A 22886-nucleotide genomic window follows, 5' to 3' on the forward strand; every position below is an offset into this window, starting at 1 on the left:
AGGAGTACACGATGGCCTTCGCGGGCAACGTCGACGAACTGGCACTGCTGCAGACGATCCGCCTGAAGGGGCAGGTGACGGCCGACGTCCTCGCCACCCAGCTCGGGGTGGCCGCCGCGTCCGCCGAGGCGGCACGCGACGCGCTGCTCGCGCAGGGCAAGGCGGAGGAGACTGGCGACGGCGCGTTCGCGCTCACCGACGCCGGCATCACCGAACTCGGCGATCAGCTCGAAGCCGAGCGCGTCTCGATCGACGAGGATTCGATCGCCGAGATCCACGAGCGTTTCCTCGAGCTCGACGGTCCGGTGCGGAACCTCGTCGCCGGCGGTGACGTCGACGCGGACGCGCTCGCCGCGCTCGACAAGCAGGCACAGGACGTACTCGACGACGTCTCCGCGTTCGTCCCGCGCCTGTCGCGCTACCAGGACCTGTTCGCTGAGGCGCTGCAGAAGGTGAAGGCCGGTGAAGCGGAGTGGGCCGCCGCCCCCGAGATCGCGTCGTACGCCACCGTGTGGGGCGAAATCGCGCGCGAGCTGCGCGGCGCCTGCGGCCTCGACGAGGAGTAGCCCGCAGCCCGACGCATGAGCGCCCGCCACCGGGCTACGGCGGCGGGCGCTCGCGGGACTATCGTCCAATCATGGTGCTGCACTACCCCCGACGCGTGGCAGTCGTTGCGGTATTCCTTTCCGCCCTGGCGGGATTCGTGGACGCGATGGGGTTCATCACGCTCGGCGGCTACTTCGTGTCCTTCATGAGCGGGAACTCCACCAAACTGGCGGTCTCGGTGGCCGACGGGCTCGTCGGGACGGCGTTGACCGGTGCCGGCATCGTCGCGCTGTTCGTGGTCGGGGTGATGGCCGGATCCTTCACCGGCCGGACCGCCGGACGCCACCATCGTCCGGCGGTCCTGACGCTGGTCACGACACTCCTCGTCCTCGCCGCGGCGGCCCACCTTCTGGGTGCCACCCCTGTCTCGATCGTGCTGATGGTGCTCGCGATGGGGGCGGAGAACTCCACGTTCGAGCGGGAGGGCGAAGTCAGCATCAGCCTCACCTACATGACCGGCACCCTCGTGAAGATGGGGCAGCGCCTGGTCACCGCGCTGACCGGTGGTGAGCGGTGGGGATGGGTCCGGCACTTCCTGTTGTGGCTGGCCATGGTCGTCGGCGCCGCGCTCGGAGCGACCGCACACCGTTTCGTCGGGTTGAACGCGTTGTGGTTGGCGGCGTTGTGGGGAGCGGTGCTCGCAGTCGTCCTCGCCCGGACACCACCTCCCGCCCTACCTCGGCAAGGGTGACCGGCATCACGTTCACCCCCTTTCGGGGGTAGTCGGCGCGTGACTCAGATCACTACCTTTCCTCGCAGTCGCTGACGCCAATCGGGGCGTCGCACACGGCTCGAGAAGAGGGATCCATGACGACTGTGTCGCCATCGGTCGACTCCGCGATCGCTGCCTCCCCGCGCACCAGCGTGCGCAGGGTGGCCATCGCGAGTTGTATCGGAACGACGATCGAGTTCTACGACTTCTTCATCTACGGAACCGCTGCCGCACTGGTCTTCCCGACGGTGTTCTTCCCGGCGCTCGGTTCCACCGCCGGCACCGTCGCGTCGTTCGCGACCTTCGCGGTGGCGTTCATCGCCCGGCCCGTGGGCGCGATGTTGTTCGGGCACTACGGCGACCGGATCGGTCGCAAGAAGACCCTCGTCTCGACCCTCCTGCTGATGGGCATCTCGACGCTCCTCATCGGCCTGCTCCCGGGCGCGGCGACGATCGGGGTCGCGGCACCGATCATCCTCGTGCTGCTCCGCTTCGGCCAGGGCTTCGCCGTCGGCGGCGAGTGGGCGGGCGCGACCCTGCTCACCGCCGAGTACGCGCCGCCGGGCAAGCGCGGCCTGTACGCGATGTTCCCGCAGTTGGGGCCGGCCATCGCGTTCGTGCTGTCCAGCAGCACGTTCATCATCACGGGTGCGTTCTTCGGTGACGCCAACGAGACGTTCCTCAGCTGGGGCTGGCGGGTCCCGTTCGTGTTCTCCATCGTCCTCGTCGCCATCGGCCTGTACATGCGTCTGGCCATCGAGGAGACCCCGGTGTTCCGGGCGCAGCAGGCGGACGACGCCGCATCGGGTCCCCGCACACTGCCCTTCCTTGACGCGTGGCGGTACCAGACCAAGGAGATCCTGCTCTCCGGTGGTGCGCTCGCGACGCTGTTCGCGCTCTTCTACATGGGCACCGCGTTCCTCACCAGCTACGGAACCAAGACCCTCGGCTTCAGCCGCCCGTTCGTGCTCTCGGTCGGCATCGTCTCGGCCGTCGTCTTCGGTGGCGCCATCGTCGTCTCGGCGCTGTACTCCGACCGGATCGGCCGGCGCCGGGTCATCATGATCTCCTGCGTCCTCGCGGTGATCTGGGCGCTCGTGCTGTTCCCGCTGCTCGACACCGGCTCCGCGGCGGCCTTCGTGATCGGCATGTGCGTCACGCTCGCGATCTTCGGCATGGCCTACGGTCCGTGCGGGGCGCTCCTGCCGGAGATGTTCCACACCCGCTACCGCTACACCGGCGCCGGGCTCGGCTACAACCTCGCGGGCGTGCTCGGCGGCGCGGTCCCGCCGCTGATCGCGGCGCCACTGGCCTCCGCCTACGGCAGCTTCGCGATCGGGCTGATGCTCGCCGTGCTCGGCGTCGTCAGCTTCGTGTGCACCAAGGCGCTGGTCGAAACCAAGGACCGCGCGCTCTGATCCACTGCCGTCCGGGACGGGGTGTTCGAACTCTGAACAGTTGTCGACACCCCGAACCGGCGACTATGTCCTACATCACACTCTGCGAGTACGTTGGGGAGGCCCGCACCGCTGGGCTGCTCCCGGGGGTGCCGGGTCGGCGCCTGGAGAGGAAAACGCGATGACCACAACCGCTTCGCTGCACGGATCCCTTCCGAGCTACACCTCGGGAACGTGGGATGCGCCCATGCTGGGCGACACCATCGGTGACAACTTCGACCGGGCGGTCGCCGCGCACGGTGGGCGCGACGCGCTGATCGACCGCGGTTCGGGGCGTCGGTGGACCTACAGCGAACTGGCCGCGGACGTGGACGCGGTCGCGGCCGGGCTGCTCGGCGTCGGGATCGTCAAGGGCGACCGCGTCGGCATCTGGGCGCCCAACTGCGCGGAGTGGACGATGGTCCAGTACGCGACGGCGAAGATCGGCGCGATCCTGGTAAACATCAACCCCGCCTACCGGTCCCACGAGTTGCAGTACGTGCTGAACCAGGCCGGGATCCGGATGCTGATCGCCGCGCCGTCGTTCAAGACGTCCGACTATGCGGCCATGATCGAGCAGGTGCGGCCGGAGTGCGCTTCCCTGGAACACGTGCTGCTGCTGGGCGCGTCGGAGTGGGACGCGTTGGTCGCCGACGGTCGCTCGGTGCTCTCGGACGGCCGTGAGGCCCTCGCGCGGGCGCAGGCCGCGCTGTCGGCCGACGACCCGATCAACATCCAGTACACCTCGGGGACAACGGGATTTCCGAAGGGGGCGACGCTCAGCCACCACAACATCCTCAACAACGGCTACTTCGTGGGTGAGTTGTGCGGCTACACGGAGCAGGATCGGGTGTGCATCCCGGTGCCGTTCTACCACTGCTTCGGCATGGTGATGGGGAACCTCGCGTGCACCAGTCACGGGGCCACGATGGTGATTCCCGGGCCGGCGTTCGACCCGGCCGCGACCCTGGCGGCGGTGCAGGCCGAGCGGTGCACGTCGCTGTACGGGGTGCCGACCATGTTCATCGCCGAACTCGCGGATCCGGGGTTCGAGACCTACGACCTGTCGAGCCTGCGCACCGGCATCATGGCGGGCTCGCCGTGCCCGGTGGAGGTGATGAAGCAGGTCATCGAGCGGATGGGCATGGCGGAGGTGTCGATCTGCTACGGCATGACCGAGACGTCGCCGGTGTCGCTGCAGACCCGCCGCGACGACAGCATCGACCAGCGCGTGTCCACGGTCGGCCGCGTCGGTCCGCATCTCGAGGTGAAGATCGTCGACCCGGCGACGGGGCTGACGGTGCCGCGCGGCGAGCCGGGCGAGCTGTGCACGCGCGGCTACTCGGTTATGCTCGGATACTGGGAGAATCCCGGGAAGACCACGGAGGCAATCGATTCCGCGCGTTGGATGCACACCGGGGACATCGGTGTGATGGATTCCGACGGCTACGTCGCGATCACCGGGCGTATCAAGGACATGGTGATCCGGGGCGGCGAGAACGTCTATCCGCGCGAGATCGAGGAGTTCCTCTACACCCATCCCGACATCCTTGACGCCCAGGTGATCGGCGTCCCCGACGCGAAGTACGGGGAGGAGTTGATGGTGTGGATCCGGATGCGGGAGGGTGCGCGGCCGTTGGACGCGGAGAAGGTGCGGGAGTTCTGCACCGGCAGGCTGGCGCACTACAAGATCCCGCGGTACGTGCATCTGGTCGACGAGTTCCCGATGACGGTCACCGGCAAGATCCGCAAGGTCGATATGCGGGAGCTGTCGATCGAGCTGATCGATCGGGCCTGACCGGAAGGAGCAGTGGCGGTGCACGGTTTGCGGCCGGAAATCGAACTGTCCTGGAAGCGTTCACAGCTCAGTGGCATCGACCCGGCGCGGGTGCCCGAACCGACGCTGCTCGATCCGTCGGACTCGGCCGGGCGGCTCCTGCGGGCCGCCCGGCCGGTGCTCGACGAGCTGCGGGTTCAGCTGTCCGGCACCGGATGCGGCATCCTGCTCGTCGACCGTGAGTGTCGTGTCGTGTCACGGGTGTTCGACTCCGATGCCATGAAGGCCGCGATGGAGGGTGTCGGGGTCCTGCCCGGTGTCGCGCTCTCCGAGGAGACGTACGGCACGAACGCGCTCGGGACCCCGCTCGAGGTGCGCCAGGGCATCGTGGTCCACCGCGACGAACACTTCCTCGAGTCGTTTCGGCAGTTCAGCTGCTACGGTCACCCGATCCTGCACCCGGTCACGCGCCGGATCGAGGGCATCCTCGACATCACCGCGACGGGGAAGACGGCGAATCCGCTGTTCGTGCCCTTCCTCGCGCGGGCGGTCCGCGACATCGAGGCCAGGCTTCTCGAGGGTGCGCGGGAATCGGATCGGCGCGTGGTGGACGCGTTCCAGATTGCGGCCCGGCAGCGTGGTGTCGCCGTGGCCGCGATGGGCCGGGACATCATGCTCACCAACAAGGCCGCGGTCGAACTGCTCGACCCGAGCGATCACGTGGCGCTGCGCGCGCTCGCGGCCGACGTGCCCGCGGGCGAGTCGCGACGCCAGGATTTCGTGCTGTCCGCAGGAGGGCGCACCGGGCTGCGCATCGACCGGGTCGCCGGCGCCGAGAGCGGCGCCCTGTTCCTGCTCGACGTGGACGAGACCCGACCGCCGGTGCTCCGCAGGGCCACGCCAGAGGACGCGACGTCGCGTCTGCGTGCCCGGCTGCACGAGCTGCGTTCCAGCACCGGTGCTCTCGCGATCGTCGGAGAGCCGGGCAGTGGGCGAAGCTGGGCTGCACGGGAGTTCGCGGTCGGACCGATCGTGACCGTGGATGCCGCGCACATCGTCGCTGAGGGGGAACGGGACTGGTGTGCGCGATTGCTCGCGCACACCGAGACCGAATCCGAGCACCTCCTGGTCGAACACGTCCATCTCGCCCCGGATCCCGTCGTCGCGCTGCTGGCCTCGCTCGCCGCCCGCGCCGACGGACCGCGGCCGGTGTTCACCTCCGACCCGCTCGACGCGGTCCGCCCGGCCGTGCGGGACCTGCTCGCGCGCTGCGGCACGCAGGTCACGGTTCCGGCTCTGCGGCAGCGGATCCGGGAGCTTCCCGCACTCGCCGACGCGCTTGCGGTGGAAGTCGGCCGGGAGGGACTGCGTATCGGACCGAGCGCGCTGACGGCGCTGTCCGAGCACACGTGGCCGGGCAACCTGGTGGAACTGCGTGCGGTGCTCGCGGGCCTTCCCGACAGGAACGGGGCGGCGATCCGGGTCGAGGACCTTCCCGAGGAATACCGCGCGCCCGGGCGGGTGGCCCGACTCGGCGGCCGGGAACGGGCCGAGCGGGACGCGATCATCGAGGCGCTTCAGGAGAGCCGGGGCAACAAGGTGCACGCCGCGGCGCGGCTCGGGATCAGTCGCACGACGCTCTACAGCCGGATTCGCGCCCTCGACATCACCCTGTGAGCCGTTCGCGGGCTGGGCGGTCCGTCGCCGTTGCCCCGCTCCGTCGATATTCGGGCGACTATCCAGCGGTGCCGGGTGCGGCCGGCGAGCTGAAACCCGCCGGCCGCACCCGGATCACGAAACCTGCAGACTAGCTGCCGAACTGGCTGAGGACGCCGTTGAGGACGTCACGGAAGAAGTCCTCGACGCTACCGGCCCCGGGAACAGCAGCCGTATCCTCGGTGATCGCTACCCGCACCGGCTGACCGACGACCTGGTAGGCGGTGTCGCCGTTCTCCTTGCACTTGGTGAACACCCAGTACTCGCCGCGGGCCAGGGCCGCCGAGGTGCCCGAACCCGAGGCGCCGGTGAGAACCCGGTCCTTCGCCATGTCCGTGCCCGTGATGGCGTATTCGCCGACCTTGGTGGTTCTGTCGAAGATCGTGGCGTCGCCGCGGTACACGTAGCCCTCGCAGTAGTTGAACGGCAGAGTGGTGTTCAGACCGCTGACCGTCGTGGTGATCGTCGAGCCGGACGCGGTCACGGTCGCGCTACCGGTGACCTGAGCCGACGAAAGTGCGGGGCTGGCGACGAGAGCGAGAGCCGACAGTCCGGCAACGACACCCGCGCCGGCAAGCTTGCGAGAAACACCCATGTTGGGTCCCTTCGAGTTTGGACACCTCGCTGCACCGGGCGGCGTGGCGTGTGAGCGACATCGTGCGTGGTGCGGGGACGTCGCCGCAGCCCCACGCAGTAGGTTAGCCTTGCCTTTATCAGGGCAGGCTGGCTAATTAAATGGTGCCGACTCGGGCGTGTCAAGTGGTGGCCGGCGTCGTCGAGATGACTCCGGGCAGCCGCGCGTCTTCGACCGGCGCAGGCGTGCTGTTCGCGGCCGGCCTTCCCGCGCTGTCCAAAGCTTGAACAGTTGACGGCCACCCGCCCGAAGCACGATGGCTGTGTTGCACATCACACCATCGTCTGCAGGAGGTTCGGGCATGACAGTCGTTGCCGAGCAAGCCGTTTCGCCGCGGGTTCGCGAATTCCTCACCGGTACCAAGCAGCTGTACATCGGCGGTGAGTTCGTCGACGCGGCATCGGGTCGCACGTTCGTCACGCACGATCCCGCGACCGGCGATCGTCTCGCCGACGTCGCGCACGGCGAGGCCGCCGACATCGACCGCGCCGTGCGGGCCGCCCGCCGCGCGTTCGACGAGGGGCCGTGGGCGTCGATGAAGCCGAACGAGCGGGAGCGACTGATCTGGAGGGTCGGCGACCTGCTCACCGAGCGGGCCGCCGAGTTCGGTCAGCTCGAGGCGCTCGACAACGGCAAGTCCGCCGGTATCGCGTCCGCGGTCGACGTCGCGTGGGCCGCCGACGTGTTCCGGTACTACGCCGGGTGGGCCACCAAGATCGAGGGCAGCACCGTCAACGTGTCGATGCCGTTCGCGCCGGGCGGTGAGTTCCACGCATACACGCTCCGCGAGCCCGTCGGGGTCTGCGGGCTGATCGTGCCGTGGAACTTCCCGCTGCTCATGGCGTCGTGGAAGCTCGCGCCGGCGCTCGCCGCGGGCAACACCGTCATCCTCAAGCCGGCCGAGCAGACCCCGCTCACCGCGATCATGCTCGCCGAGATCTTCGAGGAGGCCGGGTTCCCGCCGGGCGTCGTCAACATCGTGCCGGGCTTCGGCGACGCCGGCGCCGCGCTGTCGGCACACGACGACGTCGACAAGATCGCGTTCACCGGTTCCACCGAGGTCGGCAAGAAGATCGTCGACGCCGCCAAGGGCAACCTGAAGAAGGTGTCGCTCGAGCTCGGCGGCAAGAGCCCCAACATCGTCTTTGCGGACGCGGATTTCGATGCGGCCGTGCAGGGTTCGCTCAACGCGTGGCTGTTCAACCACGGCCAGTGCTGTGTCGCCGGCACCCGGCTCTACGTCGAGAACAGCATCTTCGAGCGCTTCACCGAGGCGGTCGCCGACGCGGCCAGCCGGGTCAAGATCGGCCCCGGCCTCGATCCGACGACCGAGCTCGGACCACTGGTCTCGCAGGAGCAGTTGGACCGGGTCACCGGGTACCTGCGCGACGGCCTCGCCGACGGCGCCCGCGCGCTCACCGGCGGCAAGCGGTGGGGCGACACCGGGTACTTCGTCGAGCCGACCGTGCTGGTCGACGTGAAGCCGGAGTTCAGCGTCGTCCGGGAGGAGATCTTCGGTCCCGTCGTCGCCGCGATGCCGTTCGATGCGGACGAGGGAATCGTCGGTGCGGCCAACGATTCCATCTACGGTCTCGCCGCCGGCATCTGGACCCGGGACATCTCCAAGGCCCACCGCACCGCCCGCCGACTGAAGGCCGGCTCGGTGTGGGTCAACCAGTACAACGGCTTCGACACCGCGATGCCGTTCGGCGGATACAAGCAGTCCGGCTGGGGGCGCGAACTCGGCGCGTCCGGCATCGACGCCTTCACCCAGACCAAATCCGTCAACGTCGCACTCTGACGTCCCCGCCCGCACTCTCGAACTCCGAAGGAGACCCCATGAAGACCAAGGCCGCTGTTCTGCTCGAGGCCGGAAAGCCGTTCGAGATCATGGAACTCGACCTGGACGGCCCCGGCCCCGGCGAGGTGCTGATCAAGTACACCGCGGCGGGACTGTGCCACTCGGACCTGCACCTGACCGACGGTGACCTGCCGCCGCGCTATCCCATCGTGGGCGGGCACGAGGGCTCCGGCATCATCGAGGAAGTCGGTCCCGGTGTCACCAAGGTCAAGCCCGGCGACCACGTCGTGTGCAGCTTCATTCCCAACTGCGGCACCTGCCGTTACTGCGCCACCGGACGACAGAGCCTGTGCGACATGGGGGCGACCATCCTGGAGGGCTCGATGCCCGACGGGACGTTCCGATTCCATTCCGGCGGAAGCGAGTTCGGTGCCATGTGCATGCTGGGCACGTTCTCCGAGCGGGCGACGATCTCGCAGCACTCGGTCGTCAAGGTGGACGACTGGCTGCCCCTCGAGACGGCGGTCCTCGTCGGCTGCGGCGTCCCGTCGGGGTGGGGGACCGCGGTGTACGCCGGCGGAGTCCGGGCCGGTGACATCGTCGTCATCTACGGCATCGGTGGTCTCGGCATCAACGCCGTGCAGGGCGCGGTGCAGGCCGGCGCCCGCTACGTGGTGGTGGTCGATCCGCTCGCGTTCAAGCGGGAGACCGCGCTGAAGTTCGGCGCCACGCACGCCTACGCGACCGCGGAGGAAGCCGCGGTGAAGGTGAACGAGCTGAGCTGGGGTCAGGGTGCCGATCAGGCGCTGATCCTGGTCGGCACGGTCGACGAGGAGGTGGTCGCGGCGGCGACGGCCGTGATCGGGAAGGGCGGCACCGTCGTCATCACCGGCCTCGCCGATCCGACCAAGCTGACGGTGCAGGTCTCGGGTGCCGATCTGACGCTCAACGAGAAGACGATCAAGGGCACGCTGTTCGGCTCGGCCAATCCGCAGTACGACATCGTCCGACTGCTGCGCATGTACGACCAGGGCGAGTTGAAGCTCGACGAACTCGTCACCACTCGCTACTCGCTCGAGGACGTCAATCAGGGCTACGAGGACCTGCGTAACGGCAAGAACATTCGCGGAATCATCGTGCACGAGCAGTGACGGACTCGCTCGCACAACGATCTGGATGATCTTCCGCCCTGGTTCGACGGAGAACGTACCGTCGAACCAGGGCGGAGGTGTCTCCGCACCGATGGGGGCGGACGGAAGGAGCCCCTCATGGGCGAGATCATCGGCACGATCATCTTCGGCGCGGTCATCGGGGTGCTCGCTCGCCTGGTGGTGCCCGGCAAGCAGGCGATGGGCTGGATCGTCACGGTGATCATCGGCATCATCGGGGCCCTGATCGGCTACTGGGTGTGGGGACTGATCAGCAACAAGGGCAACACCCCGGGCATCGACTGGTGGCGCTGGATCATCAGCATCGCCGTCGCGGCCGTGTTGACGATCGCCTACACCTCGGTCACCAGTCGTCGCTCGTGACGCCCGCCGGGCGGCCGGCGGGCGGCGACGGCGCGCGCCGATGGTGGGCTCGGTTCGCGTTGGTCGCCGCCTGTTGCGCGGCAGCGCTTCCCGTCGTCGTCGCGGGGCTGGTGGCGGCCGTCGCCGTGCTGCTGGTCGCGATCGGTGGCCTGGTGGTCGCGGTCGCGGCGTCCTACCTGTTCCTCACCGGTCGTGGACCGGTGCGCTGGTTCGCGGCGGCGGTGGCGGTGCTCAGCCCGATCGTCGTCGTGGTCGTCTACGTGCGGGAGCATCTGCTCTGGGCCGTCGTCGTGGCGGCCGGGCTCTACATCGTGGCGCTGGCGTGCGGTCGCCGCGCGTTGACCGACGCTCGTCCCGGCGAGCCCTCCGAGCACGCCGCCGCAGCACCCCGTAAGCCGTTCATCGTGATGAATCCGCACTCGGGTGGCGGAAAGGTCGAGCGGTTCGACTTGAAGCGCCGGGCCGAGGAACTGGGCGCGGAGGTCGCCCTGCTCGAAGGCCCGGGGGAGGTCGACGTCGTCGCGCTCGCCCGCGAGGCGGTCGAACGCGGAGCCGACCTGCTCGGTGTGGCGGGTGGGGACGGAACCCAGGCGCTGGTCGCCGCCGTCGCGGCCGAGCACGACGTGCCTTTCCTGGTGATCTGCGCGGGCACGCGCAACCACTTCGCGCTGGACCTCGGGCTCGACCGCGAGAATCCGGCGAGCTGCCTGGACGCGCTGCGTGACGGTGTCGAGCTCCGTGTCGATATCGGTTCGTTGAACGGCCGAACGTTCGTCAACAACGCCTCGTTCGGGGTCTACGCCGAGGTGGTCCAGAGCCCCGCCTACCGGAACGACAAGACCCGAACCGTCCTGCGGATGTTGCCCGATCTGCTCGAGGGGCACCGCGGCGAACGGTTGGTGGTGCGGGTCGGCGGGGTCACGGTCGAGGGCCCGCAGGCGGTGTTGGTGAGCAACGGCCCCTACCGCACCAACGACCTTGCGGGTCTGGGCCGGCGTAGCAGCCTGGACGGCGGAAACCTCGGCGTGGTCACCCTGTCCGTCGACAGCACGCGACAGGCGGTGGCACTGCTGAACCGCGCCCGGCAGCGGGGCCTCACCCAACACCTCGCGGTCGAGGTCGTCGTGGACGCGGCCTCGGAGGCGATCCCCGTCGGCGTCGACGGCGAGTCGCTGACCGTCCGGACACCGGTGCACTGCACGATCGAGCCCCGAGCTTTGCGGGTGCGGGTTCCCCGGCACCGGCCGGGGGTGCGGACGTCGAAGCCGGCGTTCGACTGGGTGCGGTTGCGTGCCCTGGCCGGGCTGTCAGGTCACGGTCCGCGACGCCCGAAGGAGTCGACCGCCGCCGACAACGTCGGATAGAAGCGGTCCGGGCCGAATCGATCACCCACGCCGAATCGCACCAGTCGGTCCTTGATCGGCCCCTTCATCTCCGCGAACGCCAGGCGGATTCCCTTGCTGTCGAGATACTGATCCAGCTCGACGAGTTCGTCGACGGCGGTGGTGTCCAGACCGGTGATCGGTTCGGCGGCGATGACGACCCAGTCGACCCGGTTCGGGGCCTTCGCGACCACGGCCCGGACGTAGTCGTCGAAGATCCCGCCGTTGGCGAAGAACAGGGGAGCATCGAACCGCACCAGCACCAGCCCCGGGATCCGGTGGCCCTCGGGGTGTCGGCGGGCATCGCGGTAGCCGATGCCCCCGGGGATCTCGACCAGTTCGGTGCGATACGGCTGCCACACCCGTGCCACGACCGCCATGAGGGAGAGCGTGATGGCGACGACGATGCCCTGCAGCACCCCCACGAGCGCGACACCGGCGAAGGTGGCGATCGCGAGCACCGCTTCCGAGCGACTCATCCGCCACATGCCGACCATGCCGGGGACGTCGATCAGGGCCGACGCCGCGACGATCACGACCGCCGCCAGCGCCGCTTCGGGCAGATAGGCGGTGAGTCCCGGCACCAGCAGCACGAACAGCAATACCGCGACCGCGCCGACGACACCGGTCAACTGCGTGCGGGCGCCGCTCTGTTCGGCGGCCGGGGTGCGCGACCCGCTCGCCGAGATGGGGAAGCCGCCGAACAGTCCGCCCGCGAGATTGGCGAACCCCACTGCCTTCATCTCGGTGCTGCCGTCCACGTCGTCTCCGCGCCGTGCCGCGAAGGTGCGGGAGAGGACACCGGTATCGGCGAACGCGATCAGCGCTATGCCTGCTGCGGGTCCGATCAGCGTCGTGACGTCGTGCCAGCCGACCCCGCTGAACGACGGTGCCGGGAGCCCGTGGGGGAGGGCCCCGACCATGCCGATGCGGTCGTCGAGGCTCAGCGCGGCGCTCAGGGCGGTCGCCCCGACCACCGCCACCAACACCCCCGGAATGTGCCAGTGCATGACCCGGCCCGCGACGATCACGACCAGCGCGCCGACGCCCACGGCCGTCGCGACGGGGTCGACGTCACCGGCGACGATCGAGCGGACGATCGCGGCGATCTCGCGCAGCAACCCCGATTCGTCGACCGACAAACCGAGCAGTTTCGGAAGCTCCCCGACCACGACGATGAGCGCGATCGCGTTCAGGTACCCGAGCCGAATCGGCTTGGACAGCAACTCCATCACGAAGCCGAGGCGGAGGAACCCGCCGACGATCAGGATGATTCCGACGAGCACGGCGAGGACACCCGCGAGGGTGAGGGCGCGATCGGGTGCGCCGCCCGCCGCCAACGGCAGCACGGCGGCGGCGATGAGCGGGGCGAGCGACGAGTCCGGTCCGAGGACAAGGATTCTCGACGGGCCGACCAGGGCGTAGGCCAGCAACGGGACGATCGTGGCGTACAGCCCCGCATACGCGGGAAGCCCCGCGGCCTCGGCGTAGCCCATGCCGGCCGGGATGAGGAGCGCGGTGAGCACCAGTCCCGCGGTGAGGTCCGAGCGCAGCCATTCCCGACGGTAGTGCAGCGCCGTCGCGATACCCGGCAGGTGGGCGAGACGTCCCGTCCAGGACATCCGAGAATTATCGCACCGGCCCGCTGGTGCGTCTGCCGAACGGGGACGGCCCGATGTCCTTGCCCGGCAGGTCGAGTGGCGTCGGGTCGATCGACGCCGACGGCTCCCGCGTCGTGGCCGGCACGGGAGGTTCGACGGGCTCGCCCTCCGCGGCGTCGGGCCAGGAGGCGTTGACGTTGTCGGCGTCCACCGGCGTGCGCCGTGATCGGAACCACATCGCGCTCGACATCGCGACCAGGATGGCGAACACCGTCCCGACGCCGACGGCTCCGCCGATCAGGTTCGCGAGCGCCCAGCACGCGGCGCCGACGACAGCGGCGGCGGGCAGCGTGACGACCCACGCGATCGCCATCCGGCGAGCAACCTGCCAACGGACCTCGGCGCCACCGCGCCCGAGGCCGCTGCCGAGGATCGAACCGGTCGCCACGTGGGTGGTCGAGAGCGGCAGCCCGAGGTGGCTGGATGTCAGGATGATGGCCGCCGAGGCCGATTCGGCGGCGACGCCCTGCCGGGCGGAGATGTCCACCAGACCCTTTCCGAGGGTGCGGATCACCCGCCAGCCGCCGAACCAGGTCCCGAGTGCGATCGCCAGCGCGCAGGCGATCTTCACCCATACCGGCATCTCGCCGTCCGGGGACACGGAACCGTAGGCGACGAGCGCCAGGAAGATCACCCCCATGGTCTTCTGGGCATCGTTCGTGCCGTGCGCGAGGGACACCAGTGAGGCTGATCCGATCTGACCCCACCGGAATCCGGACTCCGCAGTTCGCTCCGGCACGGTCGCCGTTATCCGGAAGATCGCCCGGGTGCCGACGGTCGAAACGAGCGCGGCGACGACCGGTGAGATCAGGGCGGGTAGGACGATCTTGCCGAGGACGCCGCCCCACTCGACGCCGCTGGTGCCGAGTGCGGCGAGCGATGCGCCGATCAAGCCACCGAACAGTGCATGGGACGAACTCGACGGCATAGCGACGAGCCAGGTCGTCAGGTTCCACAGGATCCCGCCGGCCAGCCCTGCGAACACGATGACGAGCAACGCCTCGCCGTGTGCGGATCCGAGGTTCACGATGCCGCGGGCCACGGTGGCCGCGACGGAGACCGAGAGGAACGCGCCGATCAGATTGAGGACCGCCGAGAGCGCCACGGCCGTGCGCGGGCCGAGGGCGCCGGTCGCGATCGAGGTGGCCATCGCATTGCCGGTGTCGTGAAACCCGTTGGTGAAGTCGAACGCCAGGGCGGTCACCACCACGAGCACGAGGACGACGAAGTCCGTGGGCACATCATCGAGTGTGCCTCCCAGCGGGCGTCGAAGGGGGCTGAATCAGCACGACATTCGCGGTCCGCTCGGGTCGGTCACACCCCGGCGGCCAGCGCCGCGGTCGTCATCCGTCGCAGCACGTCCCGGGTGCGGGTCGGCGACGTCCGGTTCGCGCTGTGCGGGGTCGAGTTGAGCAGGCCGAACGTCGCGTGCGCCTTCACCCGTGCCTCCACCTCGTCGAGCTCCGGATCGACCTGGCGCAGGATCTCCACCCAGGCCTCCACGTAGCGCCGCTGGTACTGGCGAACCAGCCTGCGGTCGGATTCCGGCAGCGACCCGAGTTCGCGGTCCTGGACCCGGATCAGATCCGGCTCGGTCAGCACGAAGTCGAGGTGGAATTCGATCAGTCCGGACAGGGCCTCCGGCGCGGTGCGGGCCTCGGCGACGACCGCGGTCCCGCCCTCGAAGAGCCGGCGGCTGATGTCGGTGAGCAACTCGATCAGCAGGGCGTCCTTGTTGGGGAAGTGCCGGTAGACGGCCGGGCCGCTGATGCCCACCGCAGCGCCGAGGTCCTCGAGGCGCACTCCGGAGAAGCCGCGCTCGGCGACGAGGCGAGCCGCCGCCCGCAGCAGTTCGCGCCGCCGGTCGGCCTTCGCGCGGCTGCGACGGCTGGCAGACCGGCCGTCGAGTGCCTGTTCGCCCGTGTCGGGCCCGAGGTCGGTCATGTCAAGTTCCCTACGCATTGATCTCTGGACAACGTCGTCATCGATGTGATCTGGACAACTCAGTTAATCACGGATAACCTAGATTTCAGTTAGTCAGAATTAACTCAACTCAGAGTATCGTGAACCTCCACGGGAGGACGGTGACGTGACAACCCTCCGAACCCCGCCGCAATCTGCGAATCGGGAACAACACCTCGAACTGGTGGCTGAGCTGCGCGAGCGACTCGCCGTCGCGGCCCGCGGTGGCAGCGAACGCTCGCGTGAGCGCCACGTGGCCCGCGGCAAGCTGCTGCCACGTGACCGCGTGAACGCGCTGCTCGACCCTGGCAGCCCGTTCCTCGACCTGGCCCCGCTCGCGGCGAACGGTATGTACGACGACGAGTGCCCCGGCGCCGGGGTGATCGGCGGCATCGGCCGGGTGTCGGGCCGCGAGTGCGTGATCGTCGCGAACGACGCCACCGTCAAGGGCGGCACCTACTACCCGATGACGGTCAAGAAGCACCTGCGGGCGCAGGAGATCGCGCTGCAGAACAACCTGCCGTGCCTCTACCTCGTCGACTCGGGTGGTGCGTTCCTGCCGATGCAGGACGAGGTGTTCCCGGACCGGGAGCATTTCGGGCGCATCTTCTACAACCAGGCGACCATGAGCGCCAAGGGGATTCCGCAGATCGCCGCAGTCCTCGGATCGTGCACCGCGGGCGGCGCGTACGTGCCGGCGATGAGCGACGAGGCCGTGATCGTGCGCAACCAGGGCACGATCTTCCTCGGTGGCCCGCCGCTGGTGAAGGCGGCGACCGGAGAGATCGTCACGGCCGAGGAACTCGGTGGCGGCGACCTGCACTCGAAGGTCTCGGGCGTCACCGATCATCTCGCCGAGGACGATCGCGACGCGCTGCGCATCGTCCGGAACATCGTGTCGACGTTCGGCCCGCGCGCACCCCGGCCGTGGGACGTGGCCGAGACGGTCGCGCCGGTCGCGGACCAGAGCGAGCTGTACGACGTCGTCCCGACCGACCCGCGCATCCCGTACGACGTGCGCGAGGTGATCGGCCGCATGGTCGACGGGGGTGAGTTCCAGGAGTTCAAGGCCGAGTACGGCAAGACCCTGGTCACCGGGTTCGCCCGCATCCACGGGCACCCGGTCGGGATCGTCGCCAACAACGGCGTGCTGTTCGCCGAGTCGGCGATGAAGGGCGCGCACTTCATCGAACTGTGCGACAAGCGCAGCATCCCGCTGCTGTTCCTGCAGAACATCACCGGCTTCATGGTCGGCCGCGAGTACGAGGCCGGCGGCATCGCCAAGCACGGCGCCAAGATGGTCACCGCCGTGGCGTGCGCCCGGGTGCCGAAGCTGACCGTGGTGATCGGCGGCTCGTACGGTGCGGGCAACTACTCGATGTGCGGCCGCGCCTACTCGCCGCGGTTCCTGTGGATGTGGCCCAACGCGCGCATCTCCGTCATGGGTGGCGAACAGGCGGCGTCGGTGCTCGGCGCGGTGGGGTCCGGGAAGGATCCCGATGCGATCCGCGCGCAGTACGAGGCGCAGGGCAATCCGTACTACTCGACCGCTCGGCTGTGGGACGACGGTGTGATCGACCCCGCCGACACCAGAACCGTTGTCGGACTGGCCCTGTCGGCGTGCGCGAACGCGCCGCTCGAGCCGGTCTCCTACGGCGTCTTCCGGATGTGAGGGCCAGATGACTACACAGTTCGATACCGTTCTGGTGGCCAACCGCGGCGAGATCGCGGTCCGTGTCATCCGCACGCTGCGCAGCATGGGCATCCGCTCGGTCGCGGTCTACAGCGAGGCCGACGCCGGTGCGCGGCACGTCCGCGAGGCCGACACCGCGGTGCTGATCGGGCCCGCCGCCGCCCGCGAGAGCTACCTCGACATCGACCGGGTCCTCGACGCCGCGAAGCGCACGGGCGCGCAGGCGATCCACCCCGGCTACGGGTTCCTCTCCGAGAACACGGCGTTCGCTGCCGCGTGCGCGGCCGCGGGCATCGCGTTCCTCGGCCCGTCCGCGCGGGCCATCGAGGTGATGGGCGACAAGATCACCGCGAAGAACGCGGTAGCCGCGTTCGACGTGCCGGTGGTGCCGGGCATCGCGAAGCCGGGGCTGTCCGACGCCGACCTGATCGCCGCGGCCGACGACATCGGCTACCCGGTGCTCGTCAAGCCGTCCGCCGGTGGCGGCGGCAAGGGCATGCGGTTGGTCGAGGACGCCGCGGATCTGCCGGGCGCGTTGGTCAGCGCGCGCCGCGAGGCCGCGTCCGCGTTCGGCGACGACACGCTCTTCCTGGAGCGGTTCGTGCTGCGGCCCCGGCACATCGAGGTGCAGATCCTCGCCGACGGGCACGGCAACGTCGTGCATCTCGGCGAGCGCGAGTGCAGCCTGCAGCGCCGGCACCAGAAGGTGATCGAGGAGGCGCCGTCCCCGCTGCTCGACCCCGCGACCCGGGCCCGGATCGGCGCCGCCGCGTGCGCCACCGCCCGCAGCGTCGACTACACCGGCGCGGGCACCGTGGAGTTCATCGTGTCCGCCGACCGGCCCGACGAGTTCTTCTTCATGGAGATGAACACCCGCCTGCAGGTGGAGCACCCGGTCACCGAGACGGTGACGGGACTCGACCTCGTCGAGTGGCAGGTCCGGATCGCCACCGGGGAGCCGCTCGGCTTCGCCCAGGACGACATCACGCTCACCGGCCACGCGATCGAGGCCCGCGTGTACGCGGAGGATGCCGCCCGCGGGTTCCTGCCCACCGGCGGCACGGTGCTGGGTCTGGCGGAACCGGACGGCCCGGGCGTGCGGGTCGACTCCGGCCTGCACGACGGCACCGTCGTCGGCAGCGACTATGACCCGATGCTGGCGAAGGTGATCGCGCACGGCGACGACCGCGCCGAGGCGCTGCGTCGTCTCGACCGCGCGCTGGCGGACACCGCGGTGCTCGGTGTGGTCACCAACGTCGACTTCCTCCGGTTCCTCCTCGCCGACGAGGATGTCCGTGCCGGACGCCTCGACACCGGACTGCTGGACCGCCGGGTCTCCGAGTTCCACGCGCCCGACACCGGTGACGAGATCCTGTTCGCGGCCGCCGCGTACCACTGGCTCACGCTGTGGTCCAACGGAACTCGGACCGGTGCCGATCCGTGGGACGCCCCGACCGGGTGGCGCGTCGGGGGTGCCCATCCGCTGTCGCTGCGCCTGCGAACGGGCGAGCGCACCGAACACGTGCTGATCTCCGGCAGCCCGGAGGATGCCGCCGTGCGGATCGAGGACCGCGAGAACCACACACTCGCCGCCCGACTCGACGGCGACGCCCTCACCGTCGTGCTCGACGGCTGCAGCACGACCTACCGCCTCGCGGAAGACGACGGCACCGTGTGGCTCGCCGGCGACGGGGGCACGTGGATCGTCTCGCAGTTGCGTGAGGCGAGCGTTCGCGGCGCCGACGCGCATGCCGGCGAGGCCGAGCTGACCAGCCCCATGCCCGGCACGGTCATCGCGGTGGCCGTGTCCTCGGGTGACGCGGTGACCGCCGGGACCGCCGTCGTGGTGGTCGAGGCCATGAAGATGGAGCACACGCTCACCGCGCCGATCGACGGGACCGTCGAGGTCCTCGTCGCCGCCGGCGACCAGGTCAAGGTCGATCAACCCCTCGCACGGGTCTCTCCCGCAAGCGAATCCGAATCCTCTCCCGAACTCGATACGAAGGATGCCGCGTCATGACCGACTACCTGTCCACCGCATCTCTGCCCGACGAGTACCAGCAGCTCGCGAAGACTGTCCGGGACTTCGCACAGAGCGTGGTCGCGCCGGTGTCCGCCGAGCACGACGCCAACCACACCTTCCCGTACGAGGTGGTCGACGGCATGGCCGACATGGGTCTGTTCGGCCTGCCGTTCCCCGAGGAGTACGGCGGCATGGGCGGTGACTACTTCGCGCTGTGCCTCGCGCTCGAGGAGCTCGGCAAGGTCGACCAGTCCGTCGCGATCACCCTCGAGGCCGGCGTCTCGCTCGGCGCGATGCCGGTGTACCGCTTCGGCAACGAGGAGCAGAAGCAGGAGTGGCTGCCGCAGCTCACGAGCGGAAAGTCGTTGGCGGCGTTCGGTCTCACGGAGCCCGGCGCCGGCAGCGACGCCGGCGGCACCCGCACCACCGCGAAACTGGAGGATCACCAGTGGGTCATTAACGGCAACAAGCAGTTCATCACCAACTCCGGCACGAACATCACCAAGCTCGTCACCGTCACGGCCGTCACCGGTGTCAAGGAGAACGGCAAGAAGGAGATCTCCACGATCCTGGTGCCGACGTCGACCCCCGGCTTCACCGCCGAGCCGGCCTACAACAAGGTCGGCTGGAACGCCTCCGACACCCACCCGCTGACGTTCCAGGACGTGCGGGTGCCCGAGGCCAACCTGCTCGGCGAGCGCGGACGCGGCTACGCGAACTTCCTGCGCATCCTCGACGAGGGGCGCATCGCGATCGCGGCGCTGTCGGTCGGCGCCGCGCAGGGCTGCGTCGACGAGAGCGTCCGCTACGCGAAGGAACGCGAGGCGTTCGGACGCCCGATCGGCGCCAACCAGGCCATCGAGTTCAAGATCGCGCGCATGGAGGCCCGCGCTCACGTCGCGCGGACCGCGTACTACGACGCCGCCGCACTGATGTTGTCGGGCAAGCCGTTCAAGAAGCAGGCGTCGATCGCGAAGCTCGTCGCCAGCGAGGCCGCGATGGACAATGCGCGCGATGCCACGCAGATCTTCGGTGGATACGGTTTCATGAACGAGTACCCGGTGGCCCGCCACTACCGCGACAGCAAGATCCTCGAGGTCGGCGAGGGCACCACCGAGGTCCAGTTGATGCTGATCGCGCGGGAACTGGGGGTGTCGGTGTGACGATGCGCAAGATCGTCCAGCGCGGGCTGTGGTTCGAGGAGTTCGAGACCGGGGTGGTGTACGCGCACCGGCCCGGGCGCACCATCACCGAGGCCGACAACGTCCTGTTCACGACGCTCACGATGAACACCCAGGCACTGCACCTCGACGCCGCGTTCGCGGCCGAGACGCAGTTCGGTGAGCGCCTGGTGAACTCGATGTTCACGCTGTCCACCCTCGTCGGGCTGTCCGTGGCACAACTGACGCAGGGGACCATCGTGGCGAACCTCGGCTTCTCTGAGATCGCGTTCCCCAAGCCGCTGTTCCACGGTGACACGTTGTACGCCGAGACCGTCGTCACCGACCTGCGCGAGTCCCGCAGTCGGCCGGGGGAGGGCATCGTGACCTTCGAACACACCGGCCGCAACCAGCACGGCGACGTCGTGGCAACCGCCGTTCGCAAGACCCTCGTGCGGAAGAAGCCGGCATGAGCGGCGCGTCGAACACCGAGAGCATCTGGGCGGGAACGCTTCCCGGGCCCGCCTGGCTGTTCTGTCCGGCCGACCGGCCCGAGCGCTTCGCGAAGGCCGCGGCCGCCGCCGACGTGGTCATCCTCGACCTCGAGGACGGCGTTGCCCCGGCGGACAAGGAGGCGGCGCGCCGGGCCCTGGTCGACGTCCCGTTGGACCCGGACCGGACGGTGGTGCGGGTGAACGCGCACGGCACCGACGACTACGCGCTCGACTGCGCGGCGCTGGACCGCACGCCCTACACCGCAGTGATGCTGCCCAAGTGCGAATCCGTGGACCAGGTCCTCGATCTCGCGCCGCTGTCGGTGATCGCGCTCGTCGAGTCACCGCTCGGCGCGCTGGCGATCGAGCAGGCGGTCCGCGCCGAGAACGCGGTCGGGGTCATGTGGGGCGCCGAGGACCTCGTCGCCGCCCTCGGCGGAGCGTCGAGCCGTCGCGCCGACGGCAGCTATCGGGACGTCGCCCGGCACGTCCGGTCGACCGCGCTGCTCGCCGCGAAGGCGCACGGCAGGTTCGCGCTCGACTCGGTGTTCCTCGACATCCCGGACCTGGCCGGACTGGGTGAGGAGTGCGAGGACGCCGTCGCGGTCGGCTTCGACGCCAAGGTCGCGATCCACCCGAGTCAGATCGACGTCATCCGGCGGGCGTATGCCCCCACCGCGGAGCAGTTGGGTTGGGCCGAGCGGGTTCTCGCTGCGGCGACCCGGGAGCGCGGTGTGTTCGCGTTCGACGGCCGCATGGTGGATGCCCCGGTACTTCGGCACGCCGAGGAGATCGTGCGGCGCAGCGGCGCCCACAGCGAGGAGCGTGAGTAGATGAGCAAGCTCTGGAGTTCGGCGGCCGAGGCCGTCGCGGACATCGTCGACGGATCGTCGCTGACGGTCGGTGGTTTCGGGTTGTGCGGAATCCCGACCGAGCTGATCGGTGCGTTGGGGGAGCGGGGTGTGACCGACCTCGAGGTGTTCTCGAACAACTGCGGCGTCGACGGGTGGGGTCTGGGAATCCTGTTGTCGGCCGGTCAGATCCGTCGGGTCACTGCGTCGTATGTGGGTGAGAACAAGGAGTTCGCGCGGCAGTACCTGTCGGGGGAGCTCGAGGTGGAGCTGACGCCGCAGGGCACGTTGGCCGAGCGGATGCGTGCCGGTGGCGCGGGGATCCCGGCGTTCTACACGCCGGCCGGTGTCGGCACCCCGGTGTCGGAGGGTGGGCTGCCGTGGCGCTACAACGCGGACGGCTCGGTGGCGGTCGCGTCGCCGGCGAAGGAGACCCGTGAGTTCGGTGGCAAGACGTTCGTGCTCGAGGAGTCGATCGTCGCGGACTTCGCGCTGGTGCACGCCGAGATCGGTGACACCGAGGGCAATCTGGTGTTCAACAAGACCGCGATGAACTTCAACCCGCTGGCAGCGATGGCCGGCCGGATCACGATCGCTCAGGTCGAGAAGCTGGTGGAGCCGGGCGAGCTCGATCCCGCGCAGGTGCATCTGCCGGGCGTGTTCGTCCAGCGGGTGGTGCATACGGGTCTGCAGGACAAGCGAATCGAGAAGCGGACGGTGTCGGCATGAGCTGGTCACGTGAGCAGATGGCCGCACGCGCCGCGGCGGAGATGGTCGACGGCGAGTACGTGAACCTGGGGATCGGGCTGCCGACGTTGATCCCGAACTACCTGCCCGAGGGCGTGAAGGTGGTGCTGCATTCGGAGAACGGGATCCTGGGCACCGGCCCGTACCCGAGCGAGGATGCGGTCGATCCGGACCTGATCAACGCGGGCAAGGAGACCGTGACGGTGAATCCGGGTGCGGCGTTCTTCGATTCGGCGTTGTCGTTCGGGATGATCCGTGGTGGGCACATCGACACCGCGGTGCTCGGTGGCATGCAGGTCTCGAAGACCGGGGACCTGGCCAACTGGATGGTGCCGGGCAAGATGGTCAAGGGTATGGGCGGAGCGATGGATCTGGTGCACGGTGCCCGCCGGGTGATCGTGGTCATGGAGCACACGGACCGCGATGGTGGCGCGAAGATCGTCGAGCGGTGCTCGTTGCCGTTGACCGGTCGGGCGGTGGTGCAGCGCATCATCACCAACCTCGCCGTCATCGATGTCACCGACACCGGGTTGGTGCTGCGCGAACTCGCACCCGACGTCACGGTCGAGCAGGTGCAGGCGGCAACCGGCACCGAGCTGACCGTCGACTTGAAGGACGCGTCGGCGGCCTGACATGCCGGCACCATCTTGAACTGTCGTGGAAGCCGGAATCGGTCGAGGATTACACCGCTTCTCGCTT

The 22886-nt window shown here is 69.2% G+C and carries 20 protein-coding genes; 16 read left to right on the plus strand and 4 right to left on the minus strand.

Annotated elements, in window-relative coordinates; genetic code table 11:
• The first annotated feature begins 11 nt into the window (after window positions 1-11).
• From ABI214_RS19915 to ABI214_RS19935, 5 genes are all read left to right on the plus strand, one after another.
• Entirely contained in the window at window positions 12-566 is a 555-nt protein-coding gene (locus ABI214_RS19915; protein WP_348604219.1) for a hypothetical protein, read from the plus strand.
• A gap of 71 nt (window positions 567-637) precedes the next feature.
• Window positions 638-1297, plus strand: a complete 660-nt coding sequence (locus ABI214_RS19920; RefSeq protein WP_348604220.1) for a YoaK family protein — start codon at window positions 638-640, stop codon at window positions 1295-1297.
• 116 nt (window positions 1298-1413) lie between these two features.
• Window positions 1414-2736 carry an MFS transporter gene (locus tag ABI214_RS19925; RefSeq protein ID WP_348604221.1) on the plus strand — a complete coding sequence of 441 codons (1323 nt, stop codon included), beginning with the start codon at window positions 1414-1416 and terminating at the stop codon, window positions 2734-2736.
• A gap of 160 nt (window positions 2737-2896) precedes the next feature.
• Window positions 2897-4552: an AMP-binding protein gene (locus tag ABI214_RS19930; RefSeq protein ID WP_348604222.1), complete on the plus strand. Its 1656-nt coding sequence runs from the start codon at window positions 2897-2899 to the stop codon at window positions 4550-4552.
• Between the two features lie 18 nt (window positions 4553-4570).
• The gene (locus ABI214_RS19935; RefSeq protein WP_348611812.1) at window positions 4571-6208 is read left to right on the plus strand and encodes a sigma-54-dependent Fis family transcriptional regulator; all 1638 of its coding nucleotides are present in this window, start codon (window positions 4571-4573) and stop codon (window positions 6206-6208) included.
• A 130-nt stretch (window positions 6209-6338) separates the two neighbouring features.
• Here the strand turns inward: ABI214_RS19935 and ABI214_RS19940 are convergent, their stop codons facing one another.
• On the minus strand, window positions 6339-6842 hold the full coding sequence (locus ABI214_RS19940) for a hypothetical protein (protein ID WP_348604223.1): 504 nt from the start codon (window positions 6840-6842) through the stop codon (window positions 6339-6341).
• A gap of 340 nt (window positions 6843-7182) precedes the next feature.
• Here ABI214_RS19940 and ABI214_RS19945 point away from each other — a divergent pair, with 340 nt between their 5' ends.
• The 4 genes from ABI214_RS19945 to ABI214_RS19960 all read left to right on the plus strand — a co-directional run bounded on the left by ABI214_RS19945 (window position 7183) and on the right by ABI214_RS19960 (window position 11578).
• Window positions 7183-8682 (plus strand): aldehyde dehydrogenase family protein, encoded by a 1500-nt coding sequence (locus ABI214_RS19945; RefSeq protein WP_348604224.1) that lies wholly within the window; start codon window positions 7183-7185, stop codon window positions 8680-8682.
• A 38-nt stretch (window positions 8683-8720) separates the two neighbouring features.
• On the plus strand, window positions 8721-9833 hold the full coding sequence (locus tag ABI214_RS19950; protein WP_348604225.1) for an NDMA-dependent alcohol dehydrogenase: 1113 nt from the start codon (window positions 8721-8723) through the stop codon (window positions 9831-9833).
• A gap of 117 nt (window positions 9834-9950) precedes the next feature.
• The gene (locus tag ABI214_RS19955) at window positions 9951-10214 is read left to right on the plus strand and encodes a GlsB/YeaQ/YmgE family stress response membrane protein (protein WP_348604226.1); all 264 of its coding nucleotides are present in this window, start codon (window positions 9951-9953) and stop codon (window positions 10212-10214) included.
• Window positions 10211-11578 (plus strand): diacylglycerol/lipid kinase family protein, encoded by a 1368-nt coding sequence (locus ABI214_RS19960; RefSeq protein WP_348604227.1) that lies wholly within the window; start codon window positions 10211-10213, stop codon window positions 11576-11578. The genes ABI214_RS19955 and ABI214_RS19960 overlap by 4 nt, the downstream gene beginning before the upstream one ends.
• Here the strand turns inward: ABI214_RS19960 and ABI214_RS19965 are convergent.
• From ABI214_RS19965 to ABI214_RS19975, 3 genes are all read right to left on the minus strand, one after another.
• Window positions 11527-13218, minus strand: a complete 1692-nt coding sequence (locus ABI214_RS19965; protein WP_348604228.1) for a SulP family inorganic anion transporter — start codon at window positions 13216-13218, stop codon at window positions 11527-11529. The genes ABI214_RS19960 and ABI214_RS19965 overlap by 52 nt on opposite strands.
• A 7-nt stretch (window positions 13219-13225) precedes the next feature.
• Window positions 13226-14497 (minus strand): inorganic phosphate transporter, encoded by a 1272-nt coding sequence (locus ABI214_RS19970; RefSeq protein ID WP_348604229.1) that lies wholly within the window; start codon window positions 14495-14497, stop codon window positions 13226-13228.
• 74 nt (window positions 14498-14571) lie between these two features.
• Window positions 14572-15201 (minus strand): SACE_7040 family transcriptional regulator, encoded by a 630-nt coding sequence (locus tag ABI214_RS19975; protein WP_348604230.1) that lies wholly within the window; start codon window positions 15199-15201, stop codon window positions 14572-14574.
• A 145-nt stretch (window positions 15202-15346) separates the two neighbouring features.
• On the opposite strand from ABI214_RS19975, the gene ABI214_RS19980 reads away from it, so the two are divergent.
• Genes ABI214_RS19980 through ABI214_RS20010 form a run of 7 tightly spaced genes read left to right on the plus strand, consistent with a single transcriptional unit; the run spans window position 15347 to window position 22819 of the window.
• Window positions 15347-16891 (plus strand): carboxyl transferase domain-containing protein, encoded by a 1545-nt coding sequence (locus ABI214_RS19980; RefSeq protein ID WP_348604231.1) that lies wholly within the window; start codon window positions 15347-15349, stop codon window positions 16889-16891.
• Between the two features lie 7 nt (window positions 16892-16898).
• A complete protein-coding gene (locus ABI214_RS19985; RefSeq protein WP_348604232.1) occupies window positions 16899-18932 on the plus strand; it encodes an acetyl/propionyl/methylcrotonyl-CoA carboxylase subunit alpha in 2034 nt (677 codons plus the stop codon).
• On the plus strand, window positions 18929-20098 hold the full coding sequence (locus ABI214_RS19990) for an acyl-CoA dehydrogenase family protein (RefSeq protein WP_348604233.1): 1170 nt from the start codon (window positions 18929-18931) through the stop codon (window positions 20096-20098). The genes ABI214_RS19985 and ABI214_RS19990 overlap by 4 nt, the downstream gene beginning before the upstream one ends.
• A gap of 2 nt (window positions 20099-20100) precedes the next feature.
• Window positions 20101-20568 (plus strand): MaoC family dehydratase, encoded by a 468-nt coding sequence (locus tag ABI214_RS19995; protein WP_280758848.1) that lies wholly within the window; start codon window positions 20101-20103, stop codon window positions 20566-20568.
• The gene (locus ABI214_RS20000) at window positions 20565-21422 is read left to right on the plus strand and encodes an HpcH/HpaI aldolase/citrate lyase family protein (protein ID WP_348604234.1); all 858 of its coding nucleotides are present in this window, start codon (window positions 20565-20567) and stop codon (window positions 21420-21422) included. Before ABI214_RS19995 ends, ABI214_RS20000 begins: the two co-directional genes overlap by 4 nt.
• Entirely contained in the window at window positions 21423-22169 is a 747-nt protein-coding gene (locus ABI214_RS20005) for a CoA transferase subunit A (RefSeq protein WP_348604235.1), read from the plus strand.
• Window positions 22166-22819 carry a CoA transferase subunit B gene (locus ABI214_RS20010; RefSeq protein WP_348604236.1) on the plus strand — a complete coding sequence of 218 codons (654 nt, stop codon included), beginning with the start codon at window positions 22166-22168 and terminating at the stop codon, window positions 22817-22819. Before ABI214_RS20005 ends, ABI214_RS20010 begins: the two co-directional genes overlap by 4 nt.
• The last annotated feature ends 67 nt before the right edge of the window (window positions 22820-22886 follow it).

The sequence above is a fragment of the Prescottella soli genome (genome assembly GCF_040024445.1).
GTDB lineage: Bacteria > Actinomycetota > Actinomycetes > Mycobacteriales > Mycobacteriaceae > Prescottella > Prescottella soli.

What these genes read in the sequence shown, in the direction of transcription:
- ABI214_RS19915 (WP_348604219.1), top strand. Translation starts at nt 12, where the DNA reads ATGGCCTTCGCGGGCAACGTCGACGAACTGGCACTGCTGCAGACGATC.
- ABI214_RS19920 (WP_348604220.1), top strand. Translation starts at nt 638, where the DNA reads ATGGTGCTGCACTACCCCCGACGCGTGGCAGTCGTTGCGGTATTCCTT.
- ABI214_RS19925 (WP_348604221.1), top strand. Translation starts at nt 1,414, where the DNA reads ATGACGACTGTGTCGCCATCGGTCGACTCCGCGATCGCTGCCTCCCCG.
- ABI214_RS19930 (WP_348604222.1), top strand. Translation starts at nt 2,897, where the DNA reads ATGACCACAACCGCTTCGCTGCACGGATCCCTTCCGAGCTACACCTCG.
- ABI214_RS19940 (WP_348604223.1), bottom strand. Translation starts at nt 6,842, where the DNA reads ATGGGTGTTTCTCGCAAGCTTGCCGGCGCGGGTGTCGTTGCCGGACTG.
- ABI214_RS19945 (WP_348604224.1), top strand. Translation starts at nt 7,183, where the DNA reads ATGACAGTCGTTGCCGAGCAAGCCGTTTCGCCGCGGGTTCGCGAATTC.
- ABI214_RS19950 (WP_348604225.1), top strand. Translation starts at nt 8,721, where the DNA reads ATGAAGACCAAGGCCGCTGTTCTGCTCGAGGCCGGAAAGCCGTTCGAG.
- ABI214_RS19955 (WP_348604226.1), top strand. Translation starts at nt 9,951, where the DNA reads ATGGGCGAGATCATCGGCACGATCATCTTCGGCGCGGTCATCGGGGTG.
- ABI214_RS19965 (WP_348604228.1), bottom strand. Translation starts at nt 13,218, where the DNA reads ATGTCCTGGACGGGACGTCTCGCCCACCTGCCGGGTATCGCGACGGCG.
- ABI214_RS19975 (WP_348604230.1), bottom strand. Translation starts at nt 15,201, where the DNA reads ATGACCGACCTCGGGCCCGACACGGGCGAACAGGCACTCGACGGCCGG.
- ABI214_RS19985 (WP_348604232.1), top strand. Translation starts at nt 16,899, where the DNA reads ATGACTACACAGTTCGATACCGTTCTGGTGGCCAACCGCGGCGAGATC.
- ABI214_RS19990 (WP_348604233.1), top strand. Translation starts at nt 18,929, where the DNA reads ATGACCGACTACCTGTCCACCGCATCTCTGCCCGACGAGTACCAGCAG.
- ABI214_RS19995 (WP_280758848.1), top strand. Translation starts at nt 20,101, where the DNA reads ATGCGCAAGATCGTCCAGCGCGGGCTGTGGTTCGAGGAGTTCGAGACC.
- ABI214_RS20000 (WP_348604234.1), top strand. Translation starts at nt 20,565, where the DNA reads ATGAGCGGCGCGTCGAACACCGAGAGCATCTGGGCGGGAACGCTTCCC.
- ABI214_RS20005 (WP_348604235.1), top strand. Translation starts at nt 21,423, where the DNA reads ATGAGCAAGCTCTGGAGTTCGGCGGCCGAGGCCGTCGCGGACATCGTC.
- ABI214_RS20010 (WP_348604236.1), top strand. Translation starts at nt 22,166, where the DNA reads ATGAGCTGGTCACGTGAGCAGATGGCCGCACGCGCCGCGGCGGAGATG.